The sequence below is a fragment of the Amycolatopsis sp. NPDC088138 genome (assembly GCF_044741685.1).
Taxonomy (GTDB): Bacteria; Actinomycetota; Actinomycetes; order Mycobacteriales; family Pseudonocardiaceae; genus Amycolatopsis.
In genome coordinates this window covers 977,798-1,002,493 of record NZ_JBIUTB010000004.1, presented here as the reverse complement: position 1 = coordinate 1,002,493, position 24,696 = coordinate 977,798, and the positions used below count along the sequence as shown (strand labels likewise).

Below are 24,696 nucleotides of genomic sequence, written 5' to 3'. Positions count from 1 at the left end.
CGCGCGAGCACTCCCTAAAATCGGCTTTAATTTCGGAAATTCGCTGGTCGACCGAGCCAGGTTCGGTAAACATGTGTGTATGACTTCTGCGACCAGAGCCCGGCCGTCACTCGCCGAACCGGCCTCCGACGCCGACGAACCGGTCCCGCTGCGGCGGATCGCCGGCCTCTTCCGACCGCATCGCCGGCCCCTCGCCGCGCTGTTCGCGCTGATCGTCCTGCAGGCCGGGCTCGGCGTCGTCTCGCCGTTCCTCCTGCGCGAGATCCTCGACGACGCCCTCCCGCACCGCGACACGCTGCTGATCAGCGCCCTGGCCGCGGGGATGATCGTCTGCGCGGTCGGCAGCGGCTCGCTCGGCGTCGCGACGACCGGGCTGTCCAACACCATCGGCCAGCGCGTGATGAACGAGCTGCGGGTGTCGGTCTACGGCCACCTGCAGCGGATGTCGCTCGGGTTCTTCACCCGGACGAAGAGCGGCGAAGTCCTCTCGCGGGTGTTCAACGACATCGGCGGCGTCGACAACGTCATCACCACGACCGCCGGGTCGGTGGTGCAGAACGCCACCACGACGATCGCCATCACGGTGGCGCTGATCGTGCTCGACTGGCAGCTCGCGCTGCTCTCGCTGATCGTCGTCCCGCTGTTCCTGCTGTTCACGCTCCGGCTGGGCAAGAAGCGGCGGACGCTGGCCCGCGGCCGGACCCGGCGGATGGCCCGGCTGACCACGATGGTCGAGGAGTCCCTGTCGGTCACCGGCGTGCTGCTCGCCAAGACGATGGGCAACGAGCGGGCGATGCGGGACCGCTTCGGCGCCGAGTCGCGGGAGATCGCGTCGCTGGAGCGCGCCGCCGCGCTGGCCGGACGCTGGCAGACCGCGTCGCGGGCGATGAGCCTCACGGTCATCCCGGCGCTGGTCTACTGGATCGCCGGGCTGGCGCTCGCGGGCGGCGCGTCGCCGATCTCGCTCGGCACGGTCGTGGCCTTCACCAGCATGCTCAACCGCCTGGTCACGCCGGCCAGCGCGATGCAGACGATCGGGCAGAACGTGGCGACGTCGAAGGCGCTGTTCGGCCGGATCTTCGAGGTGCTCGACCTGCGCGTGGAGATCAGCGACAAGCCGGACGCCGGCACGCTGGACGTGCGGCGCGGCGACGTCGCGATGCGCGGCGTCTCCTTCCGGTACGACGAGGAGGGCCCGCTCACGCTGAAGGACATCGACCTCGACGTCCCGGCGGGGACGACCACGGCGCTCGTCGGCTCGACCGGCTCGGGCAAGACGACGCTCGCCTACCTCGTGGCCCGGCTGTACGAGGTGACGTCCGGCTCGGTGGAGATCGACGGCACCGACGTCCGCGACGTCACCCTGGCGTCGCTGGCCGCGGGCGTCGGGATGGTGTCGCAGGAGACCTACCTGTTCCACGACACCGTCCGGGAGAACCTCCGCTTCGCGAAACCGGACGCGACCGACGAGGAGATCGAGGCGGCCGCGAAGGCCGCGCACATCCACGACACCCTGGCCGGGCTGCCCGAGGGGTACGACACGGTCGTCGGCCAGCGCGGGTACCGCTTTTCCGGCGGCGAGAAGCAGCGGATGGCGATCGCGCGGATCCTGCTGCGGAACCCGCCGGTGCTGATCCTCGACGAGGCGACCAGCGCGCTCGACAACCGCACGGAGCGGTCGGTGCAGGCCGAGCTGGACCGCCTCGCCACGGGACGCACGACGCTGACGATCGCGCACCGGCTGTCCACTGTGGAACACGCGGACCAGATCGTGGTGCTGCACGAGGGCCGGATCGTGGAGCGCGGCACGCACGGCGAACTGCTGGCGCGCGACGGCCGCTACGCCCGGCTGGTGCGCGGAACCGCCTAATCTGGGCGCATGCACCCCGAATCCGACGTCGTCTCGCCGGTCAGCGCGGACCCCGAGCTGGCCGACCTGGCGCGGCAGGTGCGCGAGGGCGTCGGGCGGCTGAACTGGCGGATGCGCTCCGAGCGCGACCTGAACGGCCCGGGCCCGGCGGTGCTGGCGGTGCTGAGCAGGCTGTACCGGGCGGGCACGCACACGCCGTCGGAGCTGGCGGCGGCGGAACGGCTGCAGCCGCAATCGCTGACCCGGATCCTGGCGTGGGTGGCCGAACGCGAGCTGGTCACCCGCACCCCCGACCCGGACGACGGGCGCCGCTCGCTGATCCGCATCACCCCGGCCGGGCTGGCGGTGCTGCGGGAGTACAGCATCCAGCGCGAACGCTGGCTGGCGGCGGCCATGGAGTCGACGCTGTCCCCGACCGAGCGGCAGCTGCTGAGGCTGGCGTCGGAACTGATGATGCGCGTGGCGGACGCTTGAAAGCTGCCGCGGAGACCCCTCGACCCCTCCGCGGCAGCCTTCAAGCCACCCCCCTTTTCGCACCGCCTCCCCGCGGTGCGGGTCCCGGGAACGGACCGCTCCTCCAGCGGCCCGCCCCGGAACCCTTGGTGTCTGGACGGCACACCTCCCCAGGGGCCGTCCCGACCCCCTCACCAGCGGTTCCGGCATCCGCTGGCAGGACGAAGTCTGCCGCGGTACGGCGGCCACCAGCAGTGGGAGAACCCTCAATTACCCGTGGGTAGTACTACTCAAGACGTCTTCGAGCGGCTGCGCGACGCGGCCCGCTTCGCCGTCGTACGCGCCTTCGCCGCGCGAGCCGCGGCAGCGCGCGCCTTCGTGACGGCCGCGGTGCGCTCGTCCTCCGCCTCGGCCGCGCTCTCCTGCAGCGCCGCCAGCAGCCGGGTTACCCCCTCGGACTGCTCGGCGGCCGTCGGCTGGACGACCTCGGCGCCGTCGATCTTCGACCGGATCAACGCGTCGAGGGCCTCGCGGTAACGGTCGGGATAGCGGCCGGGGTCGAACTCGCCGGTCAGCTCCTCGACCAGGCTCACCGCACGCCGCAGCTCGCCGGGCCGGATGTCGACGTCGGCGTGCCGGAACGGGAAGTCCGGCGTGCGCACCTCGTCCGGCCACAGCATCGTCTCCAGGACGAGCACCTGGTCGCGCACCCGCAGCGCGCCGAGCACCTCACGGCGGCGCAGCGCGACCGTGACCAGCGCGATCCGGCCCGACTGCTGCAGGGCCTCGCTGAACAGGACGTACGGCTTCGTGCCTGCCGGCTCCGGCTCGAGGAAGTAGGTCTTCACGAACCAGATCGGGTCGACGTCGGCCAGCGGCGCGAAGCCGCGGATGTCGATCGTGCGGCCGGGCATCGGCAGCGACGCGAGCTCGTGGTCCGACAGCAGCACGACGTCGCCGCCGGGGACCGGGTAGCCCCGGATCATCTGCTCGGGCGGCACCTCGGCGCCGTCGACCTCGCAGACGCGCTTGACCCGCACGCGGCCGCCGTCGGTGCTGTGCACCTGGTGCAGCGGGATCTCGTGCTCCTCGGTCGCGCTGTACGCCTTCACCGGAATGGCGTAACTGCCGAACCCGATCGTGCCCGTCCACACCGCCCGCATAGGAGCCACCTCCGCAGCTCCAGGCTAGGCGGGCGAGCTTGCGGGACGACAGCTACAAACGGGTGTCGGGCGCGACGGATTCGCTCACGCATTCGAACGACGGCGTGACCTCGTCGAGCGCCTCGGCCGAGCAGCGTGCCGCGATGGCCGCCTCGCGCAGCACCTCGGCGACCACCTCGACGTCCAGCGGCGGGGCCGCGGCGAGCGCCTCCGCGCCGGTCTCGACGCGGCGGGCGAGCCCGGCCAGCGCGTGGGAGATGGCCTCCTGCCCGGCGACCAGCTGGGCGACGACGTCGGTGAGCTCGGCCGTGGTGGCGCCCGGGCCGCCGCAGCGCAGGCCGGCGGCGAGCTCCTCGGCGCACGAGCGCAGGTGGGTGGCGACGACCGTCGGCGGCAGCGTCAGCTGTGGCGGATCCTGCATCGCGCACCCCCTCAGGCCGGTCAGAGCAGCCATAGTGCCACCGCACACGGCGTCACCGGACGCGACACACCGCCGCCCACATATTTGACCGAGCGTTCTTGATAGCGCTAGGGTTTTGATCATGTCCCGGGTCAAGGAGTTCGACGTCGGCGAAGCGTGTGACGCCGCCCTGGCGCTCTTCCGGCGTCAGGGCTACGAGGCGACGTCGGTCAGCGACCTCGTCACGCACCTCGGCGTCGCCAAGGCGAGCCTGTACGCGACCTTCGGCACGAAGCACGACTTCTACGTCACGGCGTTGAAGCGCTACGCCGAGCAGACCGACGCGCGCGTCATGGCCGAGCTCTCCCGGCCCGGGCCCGGGGTGCCCGCCGTGCGCGGGCTCCTTGACGGTTACGTGGCGGACATCCTGGGCGAAGCGGGCCCCATCGGCTGCTTCGTCGTCAACGCGGCCATCGAGCTTCTCCCCCGCGACCCGGAGGTCGCGCGGGTCGTCGAGCGCAGCTGGGACACCCTCGAGGTGGCGCTCACGATGGCGCTGGAACGTGCGAAGGCCCAGAGCGAACTCCCCGGCGGCAGCGACCCGGCGACCCTCGCCCGGTTCCTGCTCACCGTGCTCCAGGGCCTGCGCGTCCTGGGTAAGGGCACGGACGCGGCGAGCCGGCTGAAGGCGGCCGTCTCGCAGGCGATGCGCGTACTCATTCAAGAATGATCGGACCAGAAAGAAGGCAGTCATGGGGGCACGCTTCGCGGGCAAGGTCGTCCTGGTGACGGGCGGCAGCTCGGGCATCGGACGGGCGACGGCACACGCGTTCGCCGAAGAGGGCGCGACCGTGGTCGTCGCCGGGCGCGACGAGCAGCGGCTCGCCTCGACGGTCAAGGAGATCGGTGGCTCGGCCAGCGCCGTCGTCGCGGACGTCACCGACTCCGCGGACGTCGCGCGCATGGTCGAGACGGTCGTCGCGCGGCACGGCGCCCTGGACGTCGCGTTCAACAACGCCGGCATCCTCGGCGAGCCGGCGGCCACCGGCGACCTGCGCGAGGACGTCTTCGACACGGTGATCGGCACCAACCTGACCGGCACCTGGCTGTGCATGAAGCACGAGATCGCCCACATGCGGGCGCACGGCGGCGGCGCGATCGTCAACATGGCGTCGAACATCGGCTCGCACGGCCGGATCCCCGGCATGGCGGCCTACGCCGCGTCGAAGGCCGCGGTGAGCGTGCTGACCCGCACCGCGGCGCGCGACCACATCGCCGAGGGCGTCCGCGTGAACGCCGTCAGCCCGGGTCCGACGGACACCGAGATGTCGCTGCGGCCCGGCGAGACGGATTCGGATCGCGCCGAGCGGCTCAAGTCCGCGATTCCGCTGGGCCGGGTGGGTGCCACCGCCGAAGTGGCCGCAGCGGTGCTGTGGCTGGCTTCGGACGAGGCGGGGTTCACGGTCGGCCACGACCTGGTGGTCGACGGCGGCGCGACCGCCTGAGCGGCCCCACCCGGGCCCGCGTCGCTTCAGGATTCACGGTTGCGCATGGTGACGATCCCCTCTCGTACCGGGACGGACGGTGTGCACGGCGTGGTTCAGGACTCGCGATTGCGCACGGGGCTCCCCTTTCGGGCGTCGCGGGCGGGTGGGTGTGGGTTCAGGACTCGCGGTTACGCACAGGGCTCTCCTTCCGGGCGTCACGGGCAGATGGCGTCGGTTCAGGACTCGCGATTGCGCACGGGCTTCTCCTCTCCGGGCGTCACGGGCAGGTGAGCGTCGGTTCAGGACTCGCGGTTACGCACAGGGCTCTCCTTCCGGGCGTCACGGGCAGATGGCGTCGGTTCAGGACTCGCGATTGCGCACGGGCTTCTCCCTTCCGGGCGTCGCAGCAGGTGAGCGTGGGCTCAGGACTCGCGGTTACGCACAGGGCTCTCCTTCCAGGCGTCACCGGCAGATGGACCGGGTTCAGGATTCGCGATTGCGCACGGGCTTCTCCCTTCCGGGCGTCGCAGCAGGTCGGCGTGGGCTCAGGACTCGCGGTTACGCACAGGGCTCTCCTTCCAGGCGTCACCGGCAGATGGGCGTGGATTCAGGACTCGCGATTGCGCACGGCAGCTCTCCTCTCGCGCGAGACGGACAGGACGGCGGCGGCTCAGGCAGGATTCGCGGTTGCGCACGACGGCCTCCCTCCGGCGATCCACGGCGGACTTCGGGGCGCGGGGGCTCAGGATTCGCGGTTGCGCATGGCGGCGGCCTCCCTTCACTGGTCCGATCGTGTGGCAATCATCGATCGCGGCCGCCCGGTGTGATGGGGTGGACGCGGATCGTCGGATCACCCACGGGAGTTGCACCGCCTTGAGTATGGACGGCGCCCATCCGGCCGAACCCCGCGCGGGTCGCGTTCGGGGGATGATCGGTCCTGGTCAATGGACCCTCTGGCGGCAGCGCGGGTCGCTGATCCTCTACGTCTTCCTGGTCGAGTCGGTGGCGCTCGTGGCCACCGTCTGGACCGCCGTCGCGGTGCCTGTGCGGCTGTGGGATCTGGTCGTCCTCGCGGCCCTGGCCGTCCTCGGCGTGCTGCAGGCGGAGCTGGGCCGGCAGATCGAGCGCGTCCGGCGGCTGGTGTCCGACACCCCGCACATCAACCTGACGTCGGTCTGGACGTTCGCCGGGGTGCTGCTCCTGCCGCCCGCGCTCGGCGCCGCCCTGGTCGTCGTGCTGTACGTGCACCTCGCGACGCGCAGCCTCGCGCGGATCAAGCGCGTCCCGCCGTTCCGGACCGCGCTGAACGCGACGCTGGTCGTCATCACCTGCTACGCGGCCGAGTTCGTCCTGCACCGCCTCGGCGTCCCGGACATGTACTCGGCGCTGACGTCCGGCTGGCGCGGCGTCACGGCGATCACGCTGGCCGCGGTGACGTACTTCCTGTTCGCCGCGATCACGATCGTCCCGGCGCTGACGATCACCAAGCGCACGATCAAGGCGTTCTTCGGCGGCCTCGGCGACAACCTCCTCGAGGTCGCGACGCTGTGCCTGGGCATGCTCACGGCGTTGACGCTGGCGACGCTGCCCGCACTGGCGATCGCGATCGTGCCGCCGCTGCTGGTGCTGCACCGGGCGGTGCTGATCAAGCAGCTCGAGATCGCCGCGACGACCGACGAGAAGACCGGCCTGTTCAACACGACCGGCTGGCACCTGCTGGCGTCGCGCGAGCTGGCCAGGGCGCAGCGCAGCACGCAGAGCAGCTTCGGCGTGCTCATGATCGACCTGGACCACTTCAAGCTGATCAACGACCAGCACGGCCATCTCGCGGGCGACACGGTCCTGCGCGCGATCGCGACGACGATCAAGAACGCCGTCCGCGACTACGACTCGGTCGGCCGCTTCGGCGGCGAGGAGTTCGTGGTCCTGCTCCCGGACATCGGCCCGGCGGCCGTGCTCGCGGTGGCCGAACGCATCCGCGCGGCGATCGCGGCGCTGGAGGTCGAGTACGAAGACGGCAGCCAGGTGCGCCTCATCGACGCCCTGTCCGCCTCGATCGGCGTGGCGACCTACCCCGACGGCGGCACGGCCGTCGACCGCCTGCTGCAGGCCGCGGACAAGGCCCTCTACCGGGCCAAGGACGCGGGCCGCAACAAGGTCGTCGACGGCACCGCCATCGCCTGATCCACTCCACCCTGTTCCTACCCCTGACCAGGCGACTTGCCATTTTTGCTCGCTTGAGCTAACTTTTGCTCATGCGAGCAAGAACGTTCACCGAGTCCGGCAGGCGGGCCCAGATCGTGCGGGCGGCGATCGAAGTGATCGCCGAGGCCGGTTACGCCAAGGCGTCGTTCAGCCGGATCGCGAAGCACGCGGGTCTGTCGAGCACCGGCATGATCAGCTACCACTTCGCGGGCAAGGACGACCTGCTCGCGGTGTGCGTCACGGAGATCGAAAAGATCACCGGGGCGTTCATGGGGCCACGGATCGACGCCGCCGTCGGGCACGTCGCGCAGCTGCGGGCCTACGTCGAATCGAACGTCGCGCTCGTCGGCGAGCACCCCGCCGAAGTCCGCGCCCTGATCGACCTGGTGAAGAACGCCGGTTCGCAGAGCGCGAGCGTCAACGGGCGCATCGCCTTGTTCGAGGAGCACTTCCGCACCGGGCAGGCGGCCGGCGTCTTCGGCCGCTTCGACCCGCGGACGGCGTCGCTCGCCCTCACCACCGGCCTCGACGCCGTCGTCGCGACCGCGGCCGCCGACGTACCCGAACCCGCCGAGCTCGCGCGCATCGGCCGTGAGCTCGCCGACCTCTACGTGCGGGCGACCGCACCCGAAACCACTGGGGAAACCGCATGATGATCGAACAGAAGTCCGAGCCCGACGCCGGCCTGCGCCGGGTCATCCGCGCCAACGTCCTGAACGTCGTTTTCGAAGTGCTCGTGCCGATGGCGCTGTTCTACGGCCTGCGCGCGGCGGGTGTCAGCCAGTGGTGGTCGCTGATGGCCGGCATCCTGGTGGCCGCGCCGTACGTGCTGTGGACGATCGCCCGCAACCGCAAGGTCGACCTCGTCGCCCTGGTGACGCTGAGTGTCATGGTGCTGTCGGTGGTGCTGGGCCTGCTCTCGGACGACCCGCGCACCCTGGTGATCCGCGAAGGGTGGACGGCCGCGCTGGGTGGCGTGTTCGGCGCGTGGATGCTGGTCACGGTGTTCATCGGCCGGCCGGCGCAGCTGACGCTGGGCCGCACGATCGCCGAGATCAAGCGCGGGGCCGAGGGCGCGGACGCGTGGGCGGCCCGCTGGGACACCGACGCCCGCTTCCGGCGCGGCCTGCGGATCAACACGGCCGCCTGGGGCGGCGTGCTGGTGCTCAGCGCGATCGTGCACATCGTGCTCGTCTACACCCTGCCGATCGACCTGATCTCCCTGGTCACCACCGTGCAGTGGTTCGCGATGCTGGCCGCCCTGATCATCTGGCACGTCTGGTACCTCAAGAAGGAGAACCTCGATGCCTGACGTCCTGATCGCCGGCGCGGGCCCGACCGGCCTGCTGACCGCGTTCGAACTGGAACGCGCCGGGCTCGACGTCCTGGTCCTGGAGCGCGACGCCCGCCCGACGACGCAGTCGAAGGCACTCGGCCTGCAGCCCCGCTCGGTCGAGGTGCTGGCCGACCGCGGCCTGCTCGCCGCGATCGAGCCGCACGTCGAGGCCCGGCTGCCCGGCGGGCACTTCTCGAACATCCCGATCGACTACACCGACCTGCCGACCCGCTTCCCGTACCAGCTCGGCGTCGAGCAGGTGCACGTCGCGGCGGCGATCGAAGCGCGGCTGCGCACGCCGGTGCTGCGCGACGCGGCCGTCACGGCGGTGGGACAGGACGACGAAGGCGTCACGGTCACCGCGGGCGGTCAGGAGTACCGGGCGGGCTGGCTGGTGGCGGCCGACGGCGGCCACAGCACCGTCCGGACGCTGCTGGACGCCGCGTTCCCCGGCCGCTCGGCGCGGATCTCGCTGGTCGTCGCCGACCTCACCCTCACCCGCAAGCCCGACGGGTACGCCGACGAGTGGCGGCTGCCGTCGAAGGCCGCGGGGTTCCTGCTGCCGCTCGCCGGTGGCCGGCACCGCCTGGTCGTCGTCGGCGAGGAGCAGCAGCGGCTCGGCCGCGACGAGCCCGTCACGGCCGGCGAGCTGCAGCGGGCGCTGACCGCCCTGCACGGGCCGGGGTTCGAGGTGGGTGAGGTGCTCTGGGCGTCCCGGTTCGGTGACGCGTCCCGGCAGCTGGAGCGCTACCGCCACGGCCGGGTGCTGTTCGCGGGCGACGCCGCGCACATCCACCTGCCGGTCGGCGGTCAGGGCCTCAACCTGGGCCTGCAGGACGCGGTGAACCTCGGCTGGAAGCTGGCCGCGCACGTCCGCGGCCACGCTCCCGACGGCCTGCTCGACAGCTACCACGACGAACGTCACCCGGTGGCCGCCCGCGTGCTGGTCAGCACCCGCGCGCAGGCGGTGCTCGGGGTGCCCGATCCCGACGCGGTGGCCGTCCGGGAGATCGTCACGGGCCTGGTCGCCGTCCCGGAGGCCCACCGCACGGTCGCGGCGGAACTCTCGGGCATCGGCCTGACGTACCCGGGTGTTTCCGGCCGCGCGGTCGACGTGCCGTCCACATCGGACGGTCGTGCGGTACTGGTCGGCGCGGAACTGCCGCCGGGGTGGGCCGACCGTGTCGAGACCCGGTCCGGCGCCGAACCGCAGCTCGTCCGGCCCGACGGTTATGTAGTCTGGAACGGCGGGCCTGGCTTGGAAAACGCGCTGTCAACGTGGTTCGGTGAGCCCGCGATCGCATGGGTGTGAGGGTGCCTGAGCCGGGTGATGACCCGGCTCAGGCACCACTCGTTCAGGAAGCCGCGGCGATTACCGCCTGCTCGACCTCACGACGCCAGCCCGGCTCGATGCGGCCGCTGCGGGGCGTCACCGCGAACGAGTCGACCACCGCGCCGCCCAGCGTCGCCACCTTGGCCCAGCGGACTTCCGCGTCGCAGCGGCGCAACGCCCCGGCGACGCGGAACAGCAGCCCGATCCGGTCGGCCGCCCGCAGTTCGAGGACCACCGTGTCCGGACCGCTCGTCTCGTCGTCGAACCACAGCACCTTCGGCGCGACCGACGCCGCGTCGGGTGAACCGTAGTCACGTTCCTTCGCCGCCAGCCGTTGGGTCAGCGGCAAAGTACCGGCGACCGCGCGGGCGAACTGCTCGCGCAGCAGCGTCACCTCCGGCAGCGAACCGAACTTCGGTGACGCCGTGAAGATCCCGGCTCGCCCGCCGTCGTGGCCGCGCAGGATCGCCGAGTGCACCTCCATCGAGTTCAGCGCCAGCACACCGGCCGCCGGGGCCAGCAGCTCCGCTCGGGCCGGCACGGCCAGCAGCACCGTGACGACCTTGCCCTGCGTGCTGATCCGGACCTCGCCGTTGCCCGAAGCGACGGCCTGGGCGACGAGCTCGCGCTGTTCGGAGTCCATCGGCTCGGGTGCGGTGAACCCCTTGCCGCGCAGCACTTCCTCGCAGCCGGTGACCAGCTCGGCGAGCAGCCGGGCCTTCCAGTCCGTCCAGACGCCGGGCCCGGTGGCCAGCGAGTCGGCCTGGGTGAGCGCGTGCAGCAGCTCGACCAGGACGATGTCGCTGTCCAGGGTCTTCACCACCCGCGCCACGGTGGCCGGCTCGCTGATGTCGCGCCGCGTGGCGGTGTGCGGCAGCAGCAGGTGGTGGCGGACCATCGCCGAAATCGTCGCCGCGTCGCCCGCGTCGAGCCCGAGCCGGGCCGCGACCTGGGCGGAGATCTTGGCGCCCAGCTCGGAGTGGTCGGCGTCGCGGCCCTTGCCGATGTCGTGCAGCAGCGCGCCGACCAGCAGCAGGTCCGGCCGCGGCACCGTGGTGGTCAGCTTGGCCGCCTCGACGCAGGTGCGCACGAGGTGCCGGTCGACCGTCCACTGGTGCACCGGCGACCGCGGCGGCAGGTCGCGAACCGCGCCCCACTCGGGGAACAGCCGTGACCACAGGCCGGTCCGGTCGAGCGACTCGACCGCGTCGACCAGGCCCTCCCCCGCGCCCAGCAGCTCGACGAGGGCGTTCAACGCCTCGGCGGGCCACGGCGCGCGCAGCTCGGGCGCGGACTCGGCCAGTGCCTTCAGGGTGCCGAGCGCGATCGGCTTTCCGGTGCGCGCCGACGCGGCGGCGACCCGCAGCAGCAGCGCCGGGTCCTTCGCCGGGACGGCGTCACGGGCCAGCGAGACCTCGTTCCCGTGCAGCACCACGCCTTCGGCGAGCGGGGTGCGCGACGGCCGCCGCCCGAACCGCGCCTTCGGCGGGTCCACAGTGGACCGGAGCGCGACGTCCAGCGCGTACGCGATGGTGCGTCCCGCGCCGGACAGCTTGCGCGCCAAGGTGAAGCGGTCGCCGAAGCCGAGCTCGGAGGCCACCAGCTCGGCCTCCGGCGCGGACAGGACGTCCCGCTCGCGCCGGATCTCGCGCCGCAGCTCGGTCCGGACGTCGAGCAGGAGTCCCTTGGCCTCCAGCAGCTCCTCGCCCGGGCGGGCGGTGAGCTGCGCCGCGGCCAGCGCTTCCAGGACGGCGAAGTCCCGCAGCCCGCCCCGCCCGTGCTTGAGATCGGGTTCGGCGGACTGCGCGATCTCACCGCTGCGGGTCCAGCGCTGCCGCACCGACGCCGTCAGATCGGGGATCTGCTTGCGCGCGGTGCGGCGCCACTGGTCCCGCGCCGCCGTGACGAGGCGGCCGCTCAGCTCGGCGTCCCCGGCGAGGTGCCGGGCGTCGAGCAGGCCCATCGCCGTCCGAAGGTCCTCCGAAGCGACCTTCAGCGCTTCGCCGGGCGTGCGGACCGAATGGTCGAGCCCGACTTTCGCGTCCCACAAGGGATACCAGAGCGCGTCCGCGATCTCGCCGACCCCGCTGTTGCCGTTGTGCACCAGCAGCAGGTCGAGATCGGAGAACGGCACCAGCTCCCGGCGGCCGAGCCCGCCCACGGCGACCAGCGCGACACCCGGTTCCGCGGTGTCGACGCCGGCCGCCGAAGCTCCCCTGCCCAGCCAGAACTCGTAGAGGTCGACCAGGGCCGCCCGCAACGCGGACGCCCCCAGCCTCCCGTGCCTGCCCTCGAGCAATCGCTCGGTGGCCTTGACCAGTTCGCCCCCGTCGGCCATCCCAGACGCCTATAGAGCGTCCGTGCCGCGCTCGCCGGTCCGTACCCGGATGACCGTCTCGACCGGCGTCACCCACAGCTTGCCGTCGCCGATCTTGCCGGTGTGCGCGGCCGTGGTGATGGCGTCGAGCACCTTCTCCACGTTGGTGTCGTCGGTGACGACCTCGATCTTCAGCTTGGCCACGAAGTCCACCGAGTATTCCGCGCCGCGGTAGACCTCGGTGTGGCCCTTCTGGCGACCGTAACCCTGGACTTCGCTCACCGTCATGCCCAGCACGCCCAGCTGCTCCAGCGCGGAGCGGACGTCGTCCAGCGTGAACGGCTTCACAATCGCCGTGATGAGCTTCATGCCTTGCTCTCCTCGAGTTTCGCGGCCGGAGTGGACTTGACCGGGATGGTGGACGGCGAGCCGAGGCCGCCGCCGGACAACCCGGTGAAGTCGTACGCGCTCTCCGCGTGCTGGGCCTCGTCGATGCCGGTGACCTCGTCTTCCGTGCTGACACGGAAGCCGCCGGCCTTCTTGATCGCGAAGCCGATGATGAAGGTCAGCACGAAGGAGTACACCAGCACCGCGCCCGCGGCCGCAGCCTGCCGACCCAGCTGGGTGAAGCCGCCGCCGTAGAACAGGCCGTCGGCGCCGAGCGAGTTCACGCTGGTGGTGCCGAAGAAGCCGATCAGCAGGGTGCCGACGATGCCGCCGACCAGGTGGACGCCCACGACGTCGAGCGAGTCGTCGAAGCCGAAGCGGAACTTGAGCGAGACGGCCAGCGCGCAGAGAGCGCCGGCGATGACGCCGATCGCGATGGCCCCGATCGGGCTCACGAAACCACACGCCGGGGTGATGGCGACCAGGCCGGCGACCGCGCCGGAAGCCGCGCCGAGGGTGGTCGGCTTGCCGAACTTGAGCTGCTCGACCAGCAGCCAGCCGAGGACGGCGGCGGCGGTGGCGACGGTGGTGTTGGTGAAGGCGACCGCGGCGAGGTCGTTGGCGGCCAGCGCCGAACCCGCGTTGAAGCCGTACCAGCCGAACCACAGCAGGCTCGCGCCGAGCAGCACGAACGGCACGTTGTGCGGGCGGCCGGTGTCCTTCGGCCAGCCCTTGCGCTTGCCGAGCACGATCGCCAGCGCGAGACCCGCGGCACCGGCGTTGATGTGGACCGCGGTACCACCGGCGAAGTCGAGTGCCTTGAGGTTGTTGGCGATCCAGCCGCCGACGGCGTCCGCGCCGATGAAGCCGTTGAACGAGAACACCCAGTGCGCGACCGGGAAGTACACGACCGTCACCCAGATGACGACGAACAGCGTCCAGCCCCAGAACTTCGCGCGGTCGGCGATGGCGCCGGAGATCAGCGCGGGCGTGATGATCGCGAACATCAGCTGGAACATCACGAAAGCCAGCACGGGCAGCGCGTCCGAGCCCGGCCACGCGACCTCGGGCGAGGAGCTCGTGGCGGCCGTCACGAAGCCGGCGAGCTTGCCGACGGTGTCGCCGAGCCCGGCGAGGTCGAAGTTACCGACCAGGCCGCCGAAGGCGTCGTTGGAGAACGACATCGAGAAGCCGTACAGGGCCCACAACACCCCCACCACGGCCAGCGCGATGAAGTTCATCATCAGCATGTTCAAGACGCTCTTCGCGCGGACCATGCCGCCATAGAAGAAGGCCAATCCCGGTGTCATGAGCATGACCAGCGCGGCGCTGGCCAATACCCATGCGGTGTCTCCTGCGTTCAGCACATCGTCCTCCCGTGCCCTGGGTTATGCGAAGGCAGTTTTGGCGCGCGGTGTTTCACGGGACGGCTCGTCAGGTTTCACCCGCGTGAACTGTCTGCGCCGCGTTGTTACGTCCAGGTTTCCCAGGACCTGTGCTGAAGTGTCCGGTTGCGAAACCTCGTGGTCGAATATCCCCATGACTTCAGGCGACCGCGGGAATGACCCACTGCCACCCCGGGTCGTGGACGCGTTGCGATGTTCGGTGTGCGGCGACCCGATCGGGCTAACCGACCGCACACTGCGTTGCGGCAACCGCCACTCTTTCGATCTAGCCAGACAGGGTTACGTGAACCTGTTGCACGCGCGAATCCCGGCCGGCACGGCGGACACCGCGCCGATGGTCGCGGCGCGCGCCGACTTCCTCGAGTCGGGTGTGTATCTCGCACTGGCGGACGAGCTGGCGCGGGTCTGCGCGGACGCCGACGGCCTGGTGATCGACGCGGGTGCGGGCACGGGTTACTACCTGGCGCACGTCCTGTCCGCCGCCCCGGCGGCGACCGGCCTGGCGCTGGACGTCTCGGCGGTGGCCCTCCGCCGCGCGGCCCGCGCCCACCCCCGCCTGGGCGCGGCGGTGTGGAACCTGTGGGAGCCGTGGCCGGTCGGCGACGAGGTGGCGTCGGTCCTGCTGAACGTCTTCGCCCCGCGCAACGGCCCGGAGTTCCACCGCGTCCTGCGCCCCGGCGGCCTGCTGACGGTCGCCTCACCGACCCCGGACCACCTCCGCGAGCTGGGCGACCTGGTCCTGACGGTCGACGAGCGCAAGGAGGAGCGCCTCGACGGCACGCTCGGCGAGTACTTCGCCCGCACGGGCCGCACGGAGGTCCGCCGAACGGTGGAGCTGACCCCGCAGCAGGTACGCCAGGCGGTGGAGATGGGCCCGGCAGGCCACCACCTCGACCGCGACGGCCGCCGGGAGCGTCTCGAAGCCCTGACCGAGGCGCAGGAGGTCACGGTGTCGTTCGCGGTCTCGACGTACCGGCGCCTGTGACGCGGTGGTTCTGTAGCGGGGGCCTCGACCGACTGCTCCTCGCGGTTGTGACCTGCGGTCTCCCGCCCTCGCCGCCACGAACCGCGACCTCCCACCGCACCGCCGCAAACCGCGGTCTCACCTCGCCACCGCAGACCGCAGCCTCCCGCCCTCGCCGCTGCGAAGGACAATTTCTCGCCTTGGCCGCCGCGACCGGCGGATCCCGCCCTTCCAGGTTCGCTCTCCACCACGGCGAGCAGCGGTTCCCACTCCCCTGCGTCCCGCCTGCTCCTCGCTATACCGGTGCGCTCCCCGCGTCCGACCGGCGTGTCTGGAAGGGTGGAGACGTGAAGCCCGACTGGACCGCCCCCGCGACCCTGCTCGCGGATCCGGAGTGGGTGCGGGCCCGCATCGGCGGCGCGGCGAAGCTCTACGGCTGCGCGCGGCCCGAGGTCCTCGGCACGATCTGGTGGTACTCGCTCTCCTCGGTGCTCGTGGCGCCCGCGGTCGAAGGCCTGGTCGCCGGAACCCTCGTCGACCCGGCGCTGGCGGCGATCGAGCTGGACCTCGTCGCCGACGGCCGTTTCCTCGGCGCCCGCTCGACCCGCCCCCTGTCCGGTGGGCTACCCGAGCTGGGCACGGCGTTCGCCGGAGCGCTCGGCGCCGCGATCACGACGATCGCCGCCGTCACCGGCGCCCGCGAACGCGCACTGGGCGCGATCGCCACCGACTCGATCGGCAACCGGCTCCTGTGGACGCCGGATCCGGAGCGCGCGATGGCTCTGGCCGAGCCGCTGGTGGCGGCGATCGGCCTCGGCCTGCCGAAACCGCGCTTCGTCCGTGTCGGCCGCACACCCGCTGTCCGCCGTGCCTCGTGCTGCCTGATCTACGAAGCCGGCAACCCGAAGTGCGTGAGCTGCCCGCGTCAGACGCCGTCGGAGCGCGAAGCCCGCCTTCGCGCCGCATTGGGCTGACCTTGGGCTGACCTGTCAATCGAGGACGGCGACCTCCAGCCCCCGCAGCCGCTCCGGGTCCGCGATGACCTCGATGCCGGTGATCCGGTCGTCGTCGATGCTGAAGGCCAGGACGACCGACAGCCGCCCGCCGCGCACCATCAGCAGGCCGGGAATGCCGTCGACGAGGGCCAGTTCGCTGGCGCGAGCCCGCGTGGACGCCAGCAGCGCCCCCTTGCGGACGCTGGCGACCCCGCGCAGCACGATCGGTGCCGTGCTCGGACCGACGAAGCGATCGGCGTGCAGCACGACGTCCGGATCGAGCAGGGACAGCAGCGCCTCGAAGTCGCCACCGCGCGAAGCGGCCAGGAAGGCTTCGACGACCTTGCGCCGCCGGGGCACGTCCGCATCCGCCGCGGCACCGCCCTTGACCCGCCGGCGGGCACGGCTCGCGAGCTGCCGCGTCGCGGCCGGGGTCTTGTCGATCATCGGAGCGATGTCGTCGAACGGCACCGCGAACATGTCGTGCAGCACGAACGCGACCCGCTCGGCCGGCCCGAGCGAGTCGAGCACCACCAGCAGGGCCAGCCCGACCGAGTCGGCCAGTTCGGCCTCCTGCTCGGGGTCACGGACGTCCGCGTCCGGCTCCGGCTGCTGGTCGAGTGGCTCCTCGCGGTGGTTGCGCCGAGTGCGCAACATCGAGAGACACACCCGTGCGACGACGGTGGTCAGCCACGCACCAACGTTTTCGACGTCACCGGTGTCGGTGCGATCGAATCGCAGCCAGGCCTCCTGAACGGCGTCGTCGGCCTCGCTCGCCGAGCCGAGCATCCGGTAGGCGACCGCCCGCAGCCGGGGCCGCTCGTGTTCGAACCGCTCGGTCAGTGCGTCCACCGTGTCCCGTTCCTTCCGCGCCGGAGTTCGTAGCAGTAGACCCCGCGGCGACCACCGATGTGACACGAACGCCACGCCACCTGGCGTGATCTCGGTCATCGGCATCCCGGTCATCCGGCACCTCAGTCGTCCCGGCACCTCAGTCGTCCCGGCACCTCAGTCGTCGGCCCTGTCCGGCACCTCGGCGGCCGCCCGGCGCAGGGCCTCGGCCAGCAGCGCCGCCGGTTCGGATAGCGGACCCGGCAGCCGGGCCAGCACCAAGCGCCGCCGTTCCGACGGCCCGCCCCGCACCGTCACCACCCGCACCCCCGGCGGCACGGCCTCGGCCAGCGAAGCAGGCAACGTCGTCAGGCCGCACCCGGCCGCCACCAGGTTCAGCTTGGCGAGCCAGTCCCGGGCGGTGTGCGCGATCTCGGGCCGTTCGTCGAGCCCAGGCCACACACCCATCAGCGTGTCCTCCCCCGCCGACGGCCCGGCGACCCAGCGCTGCCCGCGCAGATCGGCGACGTCGACCGCGTCCGCGCCGGCCAGCGGGTGCCCCGCGGGCACGGCGAGGCACAGCGTGCGCTCGGCGAGCGTCTTGAGCCGCAGCGCCGGGGTTTCGGAGTCCGGTGGCCGGAACGGCGGCACCGAACCCAGCACGGCCAGGTCCACCGACCCCGCGCGCAGCGCCCGCACCAGGACCGGCGTCGTGCCTTCCCGGGTGGTGACGCGCACCGCCGGGTGGGTACGCCGCAGCTCCGCCACGGCGCGCGGCACCAGGACGGCGCCCGCACTGGGGAACCAGCCGAGCCGCACGCTCCCGCCGTCGGCGGGCAGCCCTGCCAGCTCACGCCCCGCGGCGTCGATCTGGTCCAGCACCGCGATCGCCCGGCGCAGCACGACATTCCCGGCGACGGTCAGGCGAACCCCACCGGGACGCCGTTCCAGCACCGGTGTCCCGGCCACACGTTCGAGCGAGGCGATCTGCCGCGACACCGCGGACTGCGTGTAGCCCAGCGCCGCCGCGGCCGCCGTGAGCGTGCCCCGGTCGGCGACCTCCCGGAACACACGGAGGGCCACCAGGGAGACGTCACCGAAGTACATGACGTTCACGCATACCAGGCTTGCCTGATTCTCGCTGGGCGCATGGTCGTGCCGAACGTAGCGTGAAGGTATGACACGCACCGCCGTGGTGACCGGAGCCAACCAGGGCCTCGGATTCGCTCTCGCCCAAGGACTCGCCACCCACCTCCTTCCGGAAGACCTCGTACTCTTCACCGGTCGCGACGCCGGACGCGTCGCAACCGCCACCGAACGCGTCGCCGCGGACCCCGCGACGCGCAGCCGCGTCGAGGGCCGTGTCCTCGACGTCTCCGACGCCGACGCCGTCGCCCACTTCGCCACCGACCTCGGCGCGGTGGACATCGTGCTGTCCAACGCGGTCGGCCCCCTCGACCCCGGGCGATCCCAGGCCGAGCAGGCCGACGTCTTCCTCGACGTCGCCAATGACGGCACCCACGCGGTGCTGCGCTCGTTCGGCCCGATCCTGCGCCCGGGCGGGCGGCTGCTCGTCGTGGCCAGCTCGCTAGGCACGCTCGGCCACCTGCCCGAGGCGCTCCGGCCCCGGTTCGACGGCGTGCCGCTCGACGACGTCGAGCGAGCCGTCGAGGACTGGCGCGCCGCGATCCACGCCGGCCGGGCCCAGGAGCTCGGCTGGCCGGAGTGGATCAACGTGCCCTCGAAGGTCGCCCAGGTCGCTGCCGTGCGTGCCGTGGCCGCGGACCGCCGGGAGCGCGACCTCGCCGACGGCACCCTGGTCGCGGCGGTCTGCCCCGGCCTGGTCGACACCCGCGCGTCACGCCCGTGGTTCGCCGACTTCAGCCAGGCCCAGACCCCTGAGCAGGCTGCGCGGGCCGTGCTCGATCTGGTCCTCGACGACCTCGATCCGTCGACCTACGGCGAGCTGATCCGCTTCGGCCACGTCCTGCCCTGGCACAGCGGCAGCCCGGCCCGCCACGAGGAACTGATCGGCTAGCCACGCCCGGCCAGTTCTGCCACAGCTCAGAGCACGCAGAACTCGTTGCCCTCCGGGTCCGCCATCAGGATGTGATCCGGCCGGCCACCCGCTTCGTACTCGTGCAGCACCGTCGCTCCCGCCGCTGTGAGACGGGCTACCGCCTCCGCGACCCGCTCCCAGCGCATCTCCCAGGCCACCTCGCGGCCGCCTCCCGCCTGGATGTCCAGGTGTACCCGGTTCTTCACGACCTTGTTCTCGGGAACCTTGAGGAAACTCAAGCTCGGGAGAACGCCCTCCGGGTCGGTCAGGTATGCGCCGTCGTCCCATTCCTCCTCGGGCACACCGAAGTCGGTGAACCACGCTTCCCAGCTCGCGAACCCGGCCGGTGGCGGACGCTCGATGTAGCCGAGGGCCACCGCCCAGAACCTCGCCAGCACGCGGGGCTCCGCGCAATCGAACGTCAGACTCCAGCGCACCGTCACCGGCGCAGCGTATCGGCCAACAGCGCCACCGCCCCCTTCGCGACAGCGATTCCCTGTGCCGAGACGTGGCCTTCGTCCAGTGGCGCCACCGGATCGGACACCATGACGCTGGTGACCAGTGCGCGGCCGTCGGCGGTGCGGGCCAGGTAGTTCAGGGTCAGCACACCGGGCTCGCTGCCGCCCTTGAACCAGACCTCCGGGAACTTCGCCTTGTCGAGGCCGAGCCCGCCGTCGTTAATTGACAGCGCGTGCCCGATCTCCGGCTGGTTTTCCTTCTGCAGCCCGGAGAACGCCCGGCAGATGTCGTCCGGCGAGCCGAACCACTCGAGCTGATCGATCTTCTCCGGCGCCGGCCACGAGGTGAGGCCGGTGAGCGGGAGCCGCTCGAGGCCGGCGACCGCCGCGGGACGGGCCCAGCGTGGCAACGCCAGGTAGGCGTTGGCCCGGGCCGGGTACTGCGTGGCCTTGAGCTCGAACAACGCCTTGGTCGTCAGGAACGGGATGTTCGCCGACGGCCGCTGGTTGCCGAAGGCGGTGACCTGCCGTTGCACGGCGTCCCGGCCGACCCGGTGGATCAGGTGGTCGGCGGCCGTGTTGTCACTGATCGAGATCATCTTGTCGGCGTACTCCGACAGCGGGAGGCGAGTGCCGGCCGGCTGGTTCTGCAGCACTCCCGACGGGAGGCTCTTCCAGTCGTCGCGGATCGCGAGCTGTTCGGTCCAGGACGCTTTGTGCTCCGCCACCGCTTGTCCGAGTGCACCGAGAACGTAGAGCTTGAACGCCGAGCCCAGAGGCCGTTGGACGTTGTCCTGCACACCGTGCACGTCACGGCAGCGCCCGTCCGGCAGGATCTCCGACGCGCCGAACGAGACGCGGCCGCCGAGCGCCGCGAGCTGGGCGTCCAGCTCCGGCCACGACGACGGCACCGGGTCGTCCGCGGTCGCCCGCAGCCCGTCGATCAGCCCGGTCCGGTCGACGTGGAGGTCCAGCAGGTAGTCGTCCGACGGCCCGTGGACCGCCGCTTCGATCTGGTCGGGAGCCTCCGTGACGACTCGCTTCACCTCGAGCCGGCCGAGCCCGGTCAGCGCGGCGTTGATGCCCGCACTCCCGCCCGCCGCGGTCAACAGCACCTGCGCGATGTGTTGCTGCAGCTCGGTATCGGACACCGGGACGCGCCCGGTGGCGTCGACGACCCATTCGAGCTGCTGTCCCGCCGTGGGTACTTCGGCGGCGTGGGCGGCCGGGGCCACCAGCGGCACGAGTACCGCGATCACGCCTGCGATTGCTGTTTTCATCGTTCCCCCTGATCACAACTGCGCTCACATCTGTTCGGCCGGCCGGATCCACAGCCCGGCCACCTGACCGTCCTCCCGGTAGGTCACCTGCACGGTCCGCTCGCCGGCCTCGAAGGCCAGCGGCAGGTGGACGATCGTGTAGTCCCCCGCCGACCGCGCGTACGGCTCTCCCATCCGCTCGTAGCGTCCGACCGATCCGGCCAGCTGCGTCCAGGCGAGCCGCAGCTCGTCCTCGCCGACCGAGGCGAGCATGCGGTCGTCGAAGTCCCGGCGCACCTCGTGCCACCGGCACCCGATGAGCTCGACCACGAGCTCCTCGGCGAGGTGAATCGCGTCGGGGCGCTTCAGTTCCGTCATCGACGCGCCCGTCGCCGGATCGACCGGCCGGCCGAACCGCTGGAAAGCGGCCTGCCGACTGGTGCCCAGCAGGTCACCGATCTCCTGCCAGGTGTGCCCGGCCACCCTGGCCGCGTCCACGGTCTCCCGCAGTGTCGCCTCCGCGTCGCGGACCTTCCGCAACGCGGCGCCGACCGCAGCCAGGGGTTCGTCCGGCACGGTGTCAAGAGTGGATTGACGACCGAGCGTTGTCAAGTCATTCTTTACGTGCGTTCGCTGCCGGCGGGCAGCACTCCGGCACGTGGCGTCGCAGTACTGGCGATTTCGACCAGCTCCGCGACGAGGTGGCAGCGGCTTGCCACACACAGCGCAATTCATACGTTCGAGTGTAGCGCACGTAATGCCGAATCGTGCTAACGTCGGCAGCACGAAATGACCACGCTCACCACCTGGGAGGCGTGGCCGACCGAAGGGGAGGACGGTTACGGTGAGGACCGATGAGTGAACGCACCTGGGGCTTCCGGACCCGCGCACTGCACGCGGGCGGCACGCCCGACCCGGCGACCGGTGCCCGTGCGGTGCCGATCTACCAGACCACGAGCTTCGTCTTCGAGGACGCGGCCGACGCGGCGAACCTGTTCGCACTGCAGAAGTACGGCAACATCTACAGCCGGATCGGGAACCCGACCGTGGCGGCGTTCGAGGAGCGGATTGCCAGTCTCGAAGGCGCGATCGGCGGGGTCGCCACCGGCAGCGGCCAGGCCGCGGAGTTCCTCACCTTCAGCGCGCTCGCCGAGGCCGGCGACCACATCGTGTCGGCGAGCGGGCTCTACGGCGGCACGGTCACCCAGCTCACCGGCACACTCCGGCGGTTCGGCGTGGAGACGACGTTCGTCAGCGGCGGCATCGACGACTACGCCGCGGCGATCACCGACCGGACCCGGCTGCTCTACACCGAGGTGATCGGCAACCCCGGCGGTGGCATCGCGGACCTCGCCGCACTGGCGGACCTGGCGCACTCCCACGACATCCCGCTGGTGGTCGACGCGACACTGGCGACGCCGTACCTCTGCCGCCCGATGGAGCACGGCGCGGACATCGTGCTGCATTCGGCGACGAAGTTCCTCGGCGGCCACGGGACGACGCTCGGCGGGATCGTCGTCGAGTCGGGGAAGTTCGACTGGGGCAACGGGAAATTCCCCCGGATGACCGAGACCGTCGAGAGCTACGGCGGCCTCAAGTACTGGGAGAACTTCGGCGAGTACGCCTTCTGCACGCGGCTTCGCGCCGAGCAGTTGCGGGACATCGGCGCGGTCCTCTCACCGCACTCGGCCTTCCTGCTGCTGCAAGGAGTCGAGACCCTGCCTCAGCGGATGGACGCGCACGTCGCCAACGCGCGCGCTGTAGCCGAGTACCTCGAAGCGCACTCGCGCGTGGCGTGGGTGTCGTATGCGGGGCTGCCGGCGCACCCGCACCACGCACTGGCGAAGAAGTACCTCCCCGCCGGGCCCGGGGCGGTGTTCTCGTTCGGCATCGACGGCGGTCGCGCTGCCGGCGAGAAGTTCGTCGAGTCGGTGGAGCTGTTGTCGCACCTGGCGAACGTCGGGGACGCCCGCACGCTCGTGATCCACCCGGCGTCGACGACCCACGCGCAGTTGTCGGAGGACCAGCTCACAGCAGCCGGTGTGGGCCCCGACCTGATCCGGCTGTCGGTCGGGCTGGAAGACGTCGAGGACATCCTCTGGGACCTCGACCAGGCACTGGGCAAGGCGGTGGCCGGATGACGTACGCCGTCGGTGCCGTCGAACGGCGAGGGATCCTGAACCGGACGAAGTCCGTGACGCTGGTGGGCGCGTCCGCGAACCCGTCGCGGCCGAGCTACTTCGTCGCGACCTACCTGCTCTCGTCGACGCGATACGAGGTCAATTTCGTCAACCCGCGCGTGGACACCCTGTTCGGAAAGCCGGTGTACGCCTCCCTGAAGGACGTGCCGGGTGACCTGGACCTCGTCAGCGTGTTCCGGAAGCACGACGACCTGCCGCAGGTGGCCGAGGAAGTGATCGACGCCGGCGCGCGGACGTTGTGGCTGCAACTCGGGTTGTGGCACGAACCGGTGGCCGACCGGGCGCGGGAGGCGGGGCTGGACGTCGTGATGAACCGGTGCGTGAAGATCGAGCACGCGCGGTTCGCCGGTGGCCTGCACCTGGCCGGGTTCAACACCGGCGTGATCAGCTCGCGGAGGCAGTCGGCACCCTAGGGAAGAGCACACCCGTTCCCGTCGTTGGCCCGGGTATGACCGAGAAACTGGGGATCACCCTGTCCGGTGGTCCGACCGCACTTCTGGAGCTGGGCGGCGTCCGGCTGCTCACCGACCCGACGTTCGACCCGCCGGGTGACCATTCGATCGGGCAGCGCGTGCTGGTCAAGACCGAGGACTCGGTGCTGACCGAGGACGTAGTCGGCGTGGTGGACGCCGTGCTGCTCTCCCACGATGAGCATCCGGACAACCTGGACGATCGCGGTCGCGACTACCTCCGGACGGTGCCGCTCACCCTGATCACACCCAGCGGCGCCAAGCGGCTGGGCGGGACCGCCCGTGGCCTGGAGCCTTGGGAGGAGACGCAGGTCGGGCCGCTCACGGTCACCGCCGTCCCGGCGTTGCACGGGCCTGAGGGCGCGGAGCAGCTGGCCGGTGACGTCACCGGGTTCGTGCTCAGCGGCGAGAGCCTGCCGACGGTGTACGTCAGCGGGGACAACGCGTCGGTGGACCTGGTGCGGGAGATCGCGTCGCGGTTCAGCGTCGACGTCGCGGTGCTGTTCGCCGGCGCCGCGAGGACGAAGCTGTTCGACGGAGCTCCTCTGACGTTGACCAGCGCAAACGCCGCCGAGGCGGCGAAGGTGCTCGGCTCGGCGAAGGTCGTCCCGCTGCACTTCCGGGGCTGGCAGCACTTCAGCGAGGGCCCGGACGTGCTGCGGAAGGAATTCGAGTCGGCCGGCCTGGCCGACCGGCTGGTGCTGCTCGAACCCGGGGAGCGCGCAGAGGTCTGACCGGGGCCCGTGAGAGGCTGGCCGCATGGCCAAACCGACGCCGCTGCAGTTCCGGAACATCCTCGTCGCCCTGCTGGCGGCGGCGGGCTTCGTGTGGAGCATCGTGGCCGGCCTGCCGTGGTGGGTCAGCGCGATCATCGGCTGCGCGTGCGTCCTGTCGCTGGCCTCGGCGTACCTGAACCGTCCCGACGCGGGCTGACCACGGGTCGTCGACGAGGTGTTCGGCACTCGTCGACGACCCGCGAGTTCAGGCGGAGCCACCGCGAGCTGAGCCACACCGTGCGGGACAGCGCCCGGTCCCGTGCGCACACCGGGCTCGGCCAATCGGAACGGCATGCCCCGCCGAACCGCGACAGCCGCACGGCTCA

Annotated in this window: 25 protein-coding genes; 15 read left to right on the top strand and 10 right to left on the bottom strand. The window is 71.4% G+C overall.

Annotated elements, in window-relative coordinates; genetic code table 11:
• Positions 1-79: 79 nt before the first annotated feature.
• Both ACIOD2_RS25390 and ACIOD2_RS25385 read left to right on the top strand, forming a co-directional pair.
• Positions 80-1,870, top strand: a complete 1,791-nt coding sequence (locus tag ACIOD2_RS25390; RefSeq protein ID WP_400542614.1) for an ABC transporter ATP-binding protein — start codon at positions 80-82, stop codon at positions 1,868-1,870.
• 9 nt (positions 1,871-1,879) lie between these two features.
• Complete coding sequence (locus ACIOD2_RS25385; RefSeq protein ID WP_400542611.1) at positions 1,880-2,344, top strand: MarR family winged helix-turn-helix transcriptional regulator; 465 nt, start codon at positions 1,880-1,882, stop codon at positions 2,342-2,344.
• A 269-nt stretch (positions 2,345-2,613) separates the two neighbouring features.
• Here ACIOD2_RS25385 and ACIOD2_RS25380 read toward each other — a convergent pair whose 3' ends face one another.
• The gene (locus tag ACIOD2_RS25380) at positions 2,614-3,486 is read right to left on the bottom strand and encodes a Ku protein (RefSeq protein ID WP_400542608.1); all 873 of its coding nucleotides are present in this window, start codon (positions 3,484-3,486) and stop codon (positions 2,614-2,616) included.
• Positions 3,487-3,538: 52 nt separating this feature from the next.
• Entirely contained in the window at positions 3,539-3,907 is a 369-nt protein-coding gene (locus tag ACIOD2_RS25375) for a hypothetical protein (RefSeq protein ID WP_400542605.1), read from the bottom strand.
• 121 nt (positions 3,908-4,028) lie between these two features.
• Between ACIOD2_RS25375 and ACIOD2_RS25370 the strand changes: the two genes are divergently transcribed.
• The 6 genes from ACIOD2_RS25370 (at position 4,029) to ACIOD2_RS25345 (ending at position 10,226) form a co-directional block, all read left to right on the top strand.
• Entirely contained in the window at positions 4,029-4,616 is a 588-nt protein-coding gene (locus tag ACIOD2_RS25370) for a TetR/AcrR family transcriptional regulator (protein WP_400542602.1), read from the top strand.
• A gap of 22 nt (positions 4,617-4,638) precedes the next feature.
• On the top strand, positions 4,639-5,391 hold the full coding sequence (locus tag ACIOD2_RS25365) for a glucose 1-dehydrogenase (protein WP_400542599.1): 753 nt from the start codon (positions 4,639-4,641) through the stop codon (positions 5,389-5,391).
• 861 nt (positions 5,392-6,252) lie between these two features.
• Positions 6,253-7,557, top strand: coding sequence for a diguanylate cyclase (locus ACIOD2_RS25360; protein ID WP_400542596.1), 1,305 nt, complete (start codon positions 6,253-6,255; stop codon positions 7,555-7,557).
• Between the two features lie 71 nt (positions 7,558-7,628).
• The gene (locus ACIOD2_RS25355; protein WP_400542593.1) at positions 7,629-8,231 is read left to right on the top strand and encodes a TetR/AcrR family transcriptional regulator; all 603 of its coding nucleotides are present in this window, start codon (positions 7,629-7,631) and stop codon (positions 8,229-8,231) included.
• Positions 8,228-8,890 (top strand): VC0807 family protein, encoded by a 663-nt coding sequence (locus ACIOD2_RS25350; RefSeq protein WP_400542590.1) that lies wholly within the window; start codon positions 8,228-8,230, stop codon positions 8,888-8,890. Before ACIOD2_RS25355 ends, ACIOD2_RS25350 begins: the two co-directional genes overlap by 4 nt.
• A complete protein-coding gene (locus ACIOD2_RS25345; RefSeq protein ID WP_400542587.1) occupies positions 8,883-10,226 on the top strand; it encodes an FAD-dependent oxidoreductase in 1,344 nt (447 codons plus the stop codon). The genes ACIOD2_RS25350 and ACIOD2_RS25345 overlap by 8 nt, the downstream gene beginning before the upstream one ends.
• A 43-nt stretch (positions 10,227-10,269) precedes the next feature.
• Here ACIOD2_RS25345 and ACIOD2_RS25340 read toward each other — a convergent pair whose 3' ends face one another.
• Genes ACIOD2_RS25340 through ACIOD2_RS25330 form a run of 3 tightly spaced genes read right to left on the bottom strand, consistent with a single transcriptional unit; the run spans position 10,270 to position 14,318 of the window.
• Complete coding sequence (locus ACIOD2_RS25340; protein ID WP_400542584.1) at positions 10,270-12,585, bottom strand: [protein-PII] uridylyltransferase; 2,316 nt, start codon at positions 12,583-12,585, stop codon at positions 10,270-10,272.
• A gap of 9 nt (positions 12,586-12,594) precedes the next feature.
• Positions 12,595-12,933: a P-II family nitrogen regulator gene (locus tag ACIOD2_RS25335; RefSeq protein ID WP_093952295.1), complete on the bottom strand. Its 339-nt coding sequence runs from the start codon at positions 12,931-12,933 to the stop codon at positions 12,595-12,597.
• Positions 12,930-14,318, bottom strand: coding sequence for an ammonium transporter (locus ACIOD2_RS25330; protein ID WP_400542580.1), 1,389 nt, complete (start codon positions 14,316-14,318; stop codon positions 12,930-12,932). The genes ACIOD2_RS25335 and ACIOD2_RS25330 overlap by 4 nt, the downstream gene beginning before the upstream one ends.
• A 172-nt stretch (positions 14,319-14,490) precedes the next feature.
• Between ACIOD2_RS25330 and ACIOD2_RS25325 the strand changes: the two genes are divergently transcribed.
• Together ACIOD2_RS25325 and ACIOD2_RS25320 are read left to right on the top strand one after the other, a co-directional pair.
• Positions 14,491-15,342, top strand: a complete 852-nt coding sequence (locus ACIOD2_RS25325; RefSeq protein ID WP_400542577.1) for a putative RNA methyltransferase — start codon at positions 14,491-14,493, stop codon at positions 15,340-15,342.
• A gap of 326 nt (positions 15,343-15,668) precedes the next feature.
• A complete protein-coding gene (locus tag ACIOD2_RS25320; protein WP_400542574.1) occupies positions 15,669-16,295 on the top strand; it encodes a (2Fe-2S)-binding protein in 627 nt (208 codons plus the stop codon).
• 15 nt (positions 16,296-16,310) lie between these two features.
• Here the strand turns inward: ACIOD2_RS25320 and ACIOD2_RS25315 are convergent, their stop codons facing one another.
• Positions 16,311-17,168: a sigma-70 family RNA polymerase sigma factor gene (locus ACIOD2_RS25315; RefSeq protein ID WP_400542571.1), complete on the bottom strand. Its 858-nt coding sequence runs from the start codon at positions 17,166-17,168 to the stop codon at positions 16,311-16,313.
• A gap of 156 nt (positions 17,169-17,324) precedes the next feature.
• Positions 17,325-18,254, bottom strand: a complete 930-nt coding sequence (locus ACIOD2_RS25310) for a LysR family transcriptional regulator (protein ID WP_400543254.1) — start codon at positions 18,252-18,254, stop codon at positions 17,325-17,327.
• Between the two features lie 70 nt (positions 18,255-18,324).
• On the opposite strand from ACIOD2_RS25310, the gene ACIOD2_RS25305 reads away from it, so the two are divergent.
• On the top strand, positions 18,325-19,185 hold the full coding sequence (locus ACIOD2_RS25305) for an SDR family NAD(P)-dependent oxidoreductase (RefSeq protein WP_400542568.1): 861 nt from the start codon (positions 18,325-18,327) through the stop codon (positions 19,183-19,185).
• A 26-nt stretch (positions 19,186-19,211) separates the two neighbouring features.
• Here ACIOD2_RS25305 and ACIOD2_RS25300 read toward each other — a convergent pair whose 3' ends face one another.
• From ACIOD2_RS25300 to ACIOD2_RS25290, 3 genes are read right to left on the bottom strand one after another with little or no spacing between them, the layout of a single operon-like run.
• Entirely contained in the window at positions 19,212-19,649 is a 438-nt protein-coding gene (locus ACIOD2_RS25300; protein ID WP_400542565.1) for a VOC family protein, read from the bottom strand.
• A complete protein-coding gene (locus ACIOD2_RS25295; RefSeq protein ID WP_400542563.1) occupies positions 19,646-20,944 on the bottom strand; it encodes a serine hydrolase in 1,299 nt (432 codons plus the stop codon). The genes ACIOD2_RS25300 and ACIOD2_RS25295 overlap by 4 nt, the downstream gene beginning before the upstream one ends.
• 24 nt (positions 20,945-20,968) lie before the next feature.
• Positions 20,969-21,499: a DUF3887 domain-containing protein gene (locus tag ACIOD2_RS25290; protein ID WP_400542553.1), complete on the bottom strand. Its 531-nt coding sequence runs from the start codon at positions 21,497-21,499 to the stop codon at positions 20,969-20,971.
• A 278-nt stretch (positions 21,500-21,777) separates the two neighbouring features.
• Here ACIOD2_RS25290 and ACIOD2_RS25285 point away from each other — a divergent pair, with 278 nt between their 5' ends.
• The 4 genes from ACIOD2_RS25285 to ACIOD2_RS25270 are packed head-to-tail and all read left to right on the top strand — an operon-like array spanning position 21,778 to position 24,527.
• Positions 21,778-23,064, top strand: coding sequence for an O-acetylhomoserine aminocarboxypropyltransferase/cysteine synthase family protein (locus ACIOD2_RS25285; RefSeq protein ID WP_400542550.1), 1,287 nt, complete (start codon positions 21,778-21,780; stop codon positions 23,062-23,064).
• On the top strand, positions 23,061-23,537 hold the full coding sequence (locus ACIOD2_RS25280; RefSeq protein WP_400542547.1) for a CoA-binding protein: 477 nt from the start codon (positions 23,061-23,063) through the stop codon (positions 23,535-23,537). Before ACIOD2_RS25285 ends, ACIOD2_RS25280 begins: the two co-directional genes overlap by 4 nt.
• 35 nt (positions 23,538-23,572) lie before the next feature.
• Entirely contained in the window at positions 23,573-24,328 is a 756-nt protein-coding gene (locus ACIOD2_RS25275) for an MBL fold metallo-hydrolase (RefSeq protein WP_400542544.1), read from the top strand.
• A gap of 25 nt (positions 24,329-24,353) precedes the next feature.
• Positions 24,354-24,527 (top strand): hypothetical protein, encoded by a 174-nt coding sequence (locus tag ACIOD2_RS25270; protein ID WP_247062336.1) that lies wholly within the window; start codon positions 24,354-24,356, stop codon positions 24,525-24,527.
• The last annotated feature ends 169 nt before the right edge of the window (positions 24,528-24,696 follow it).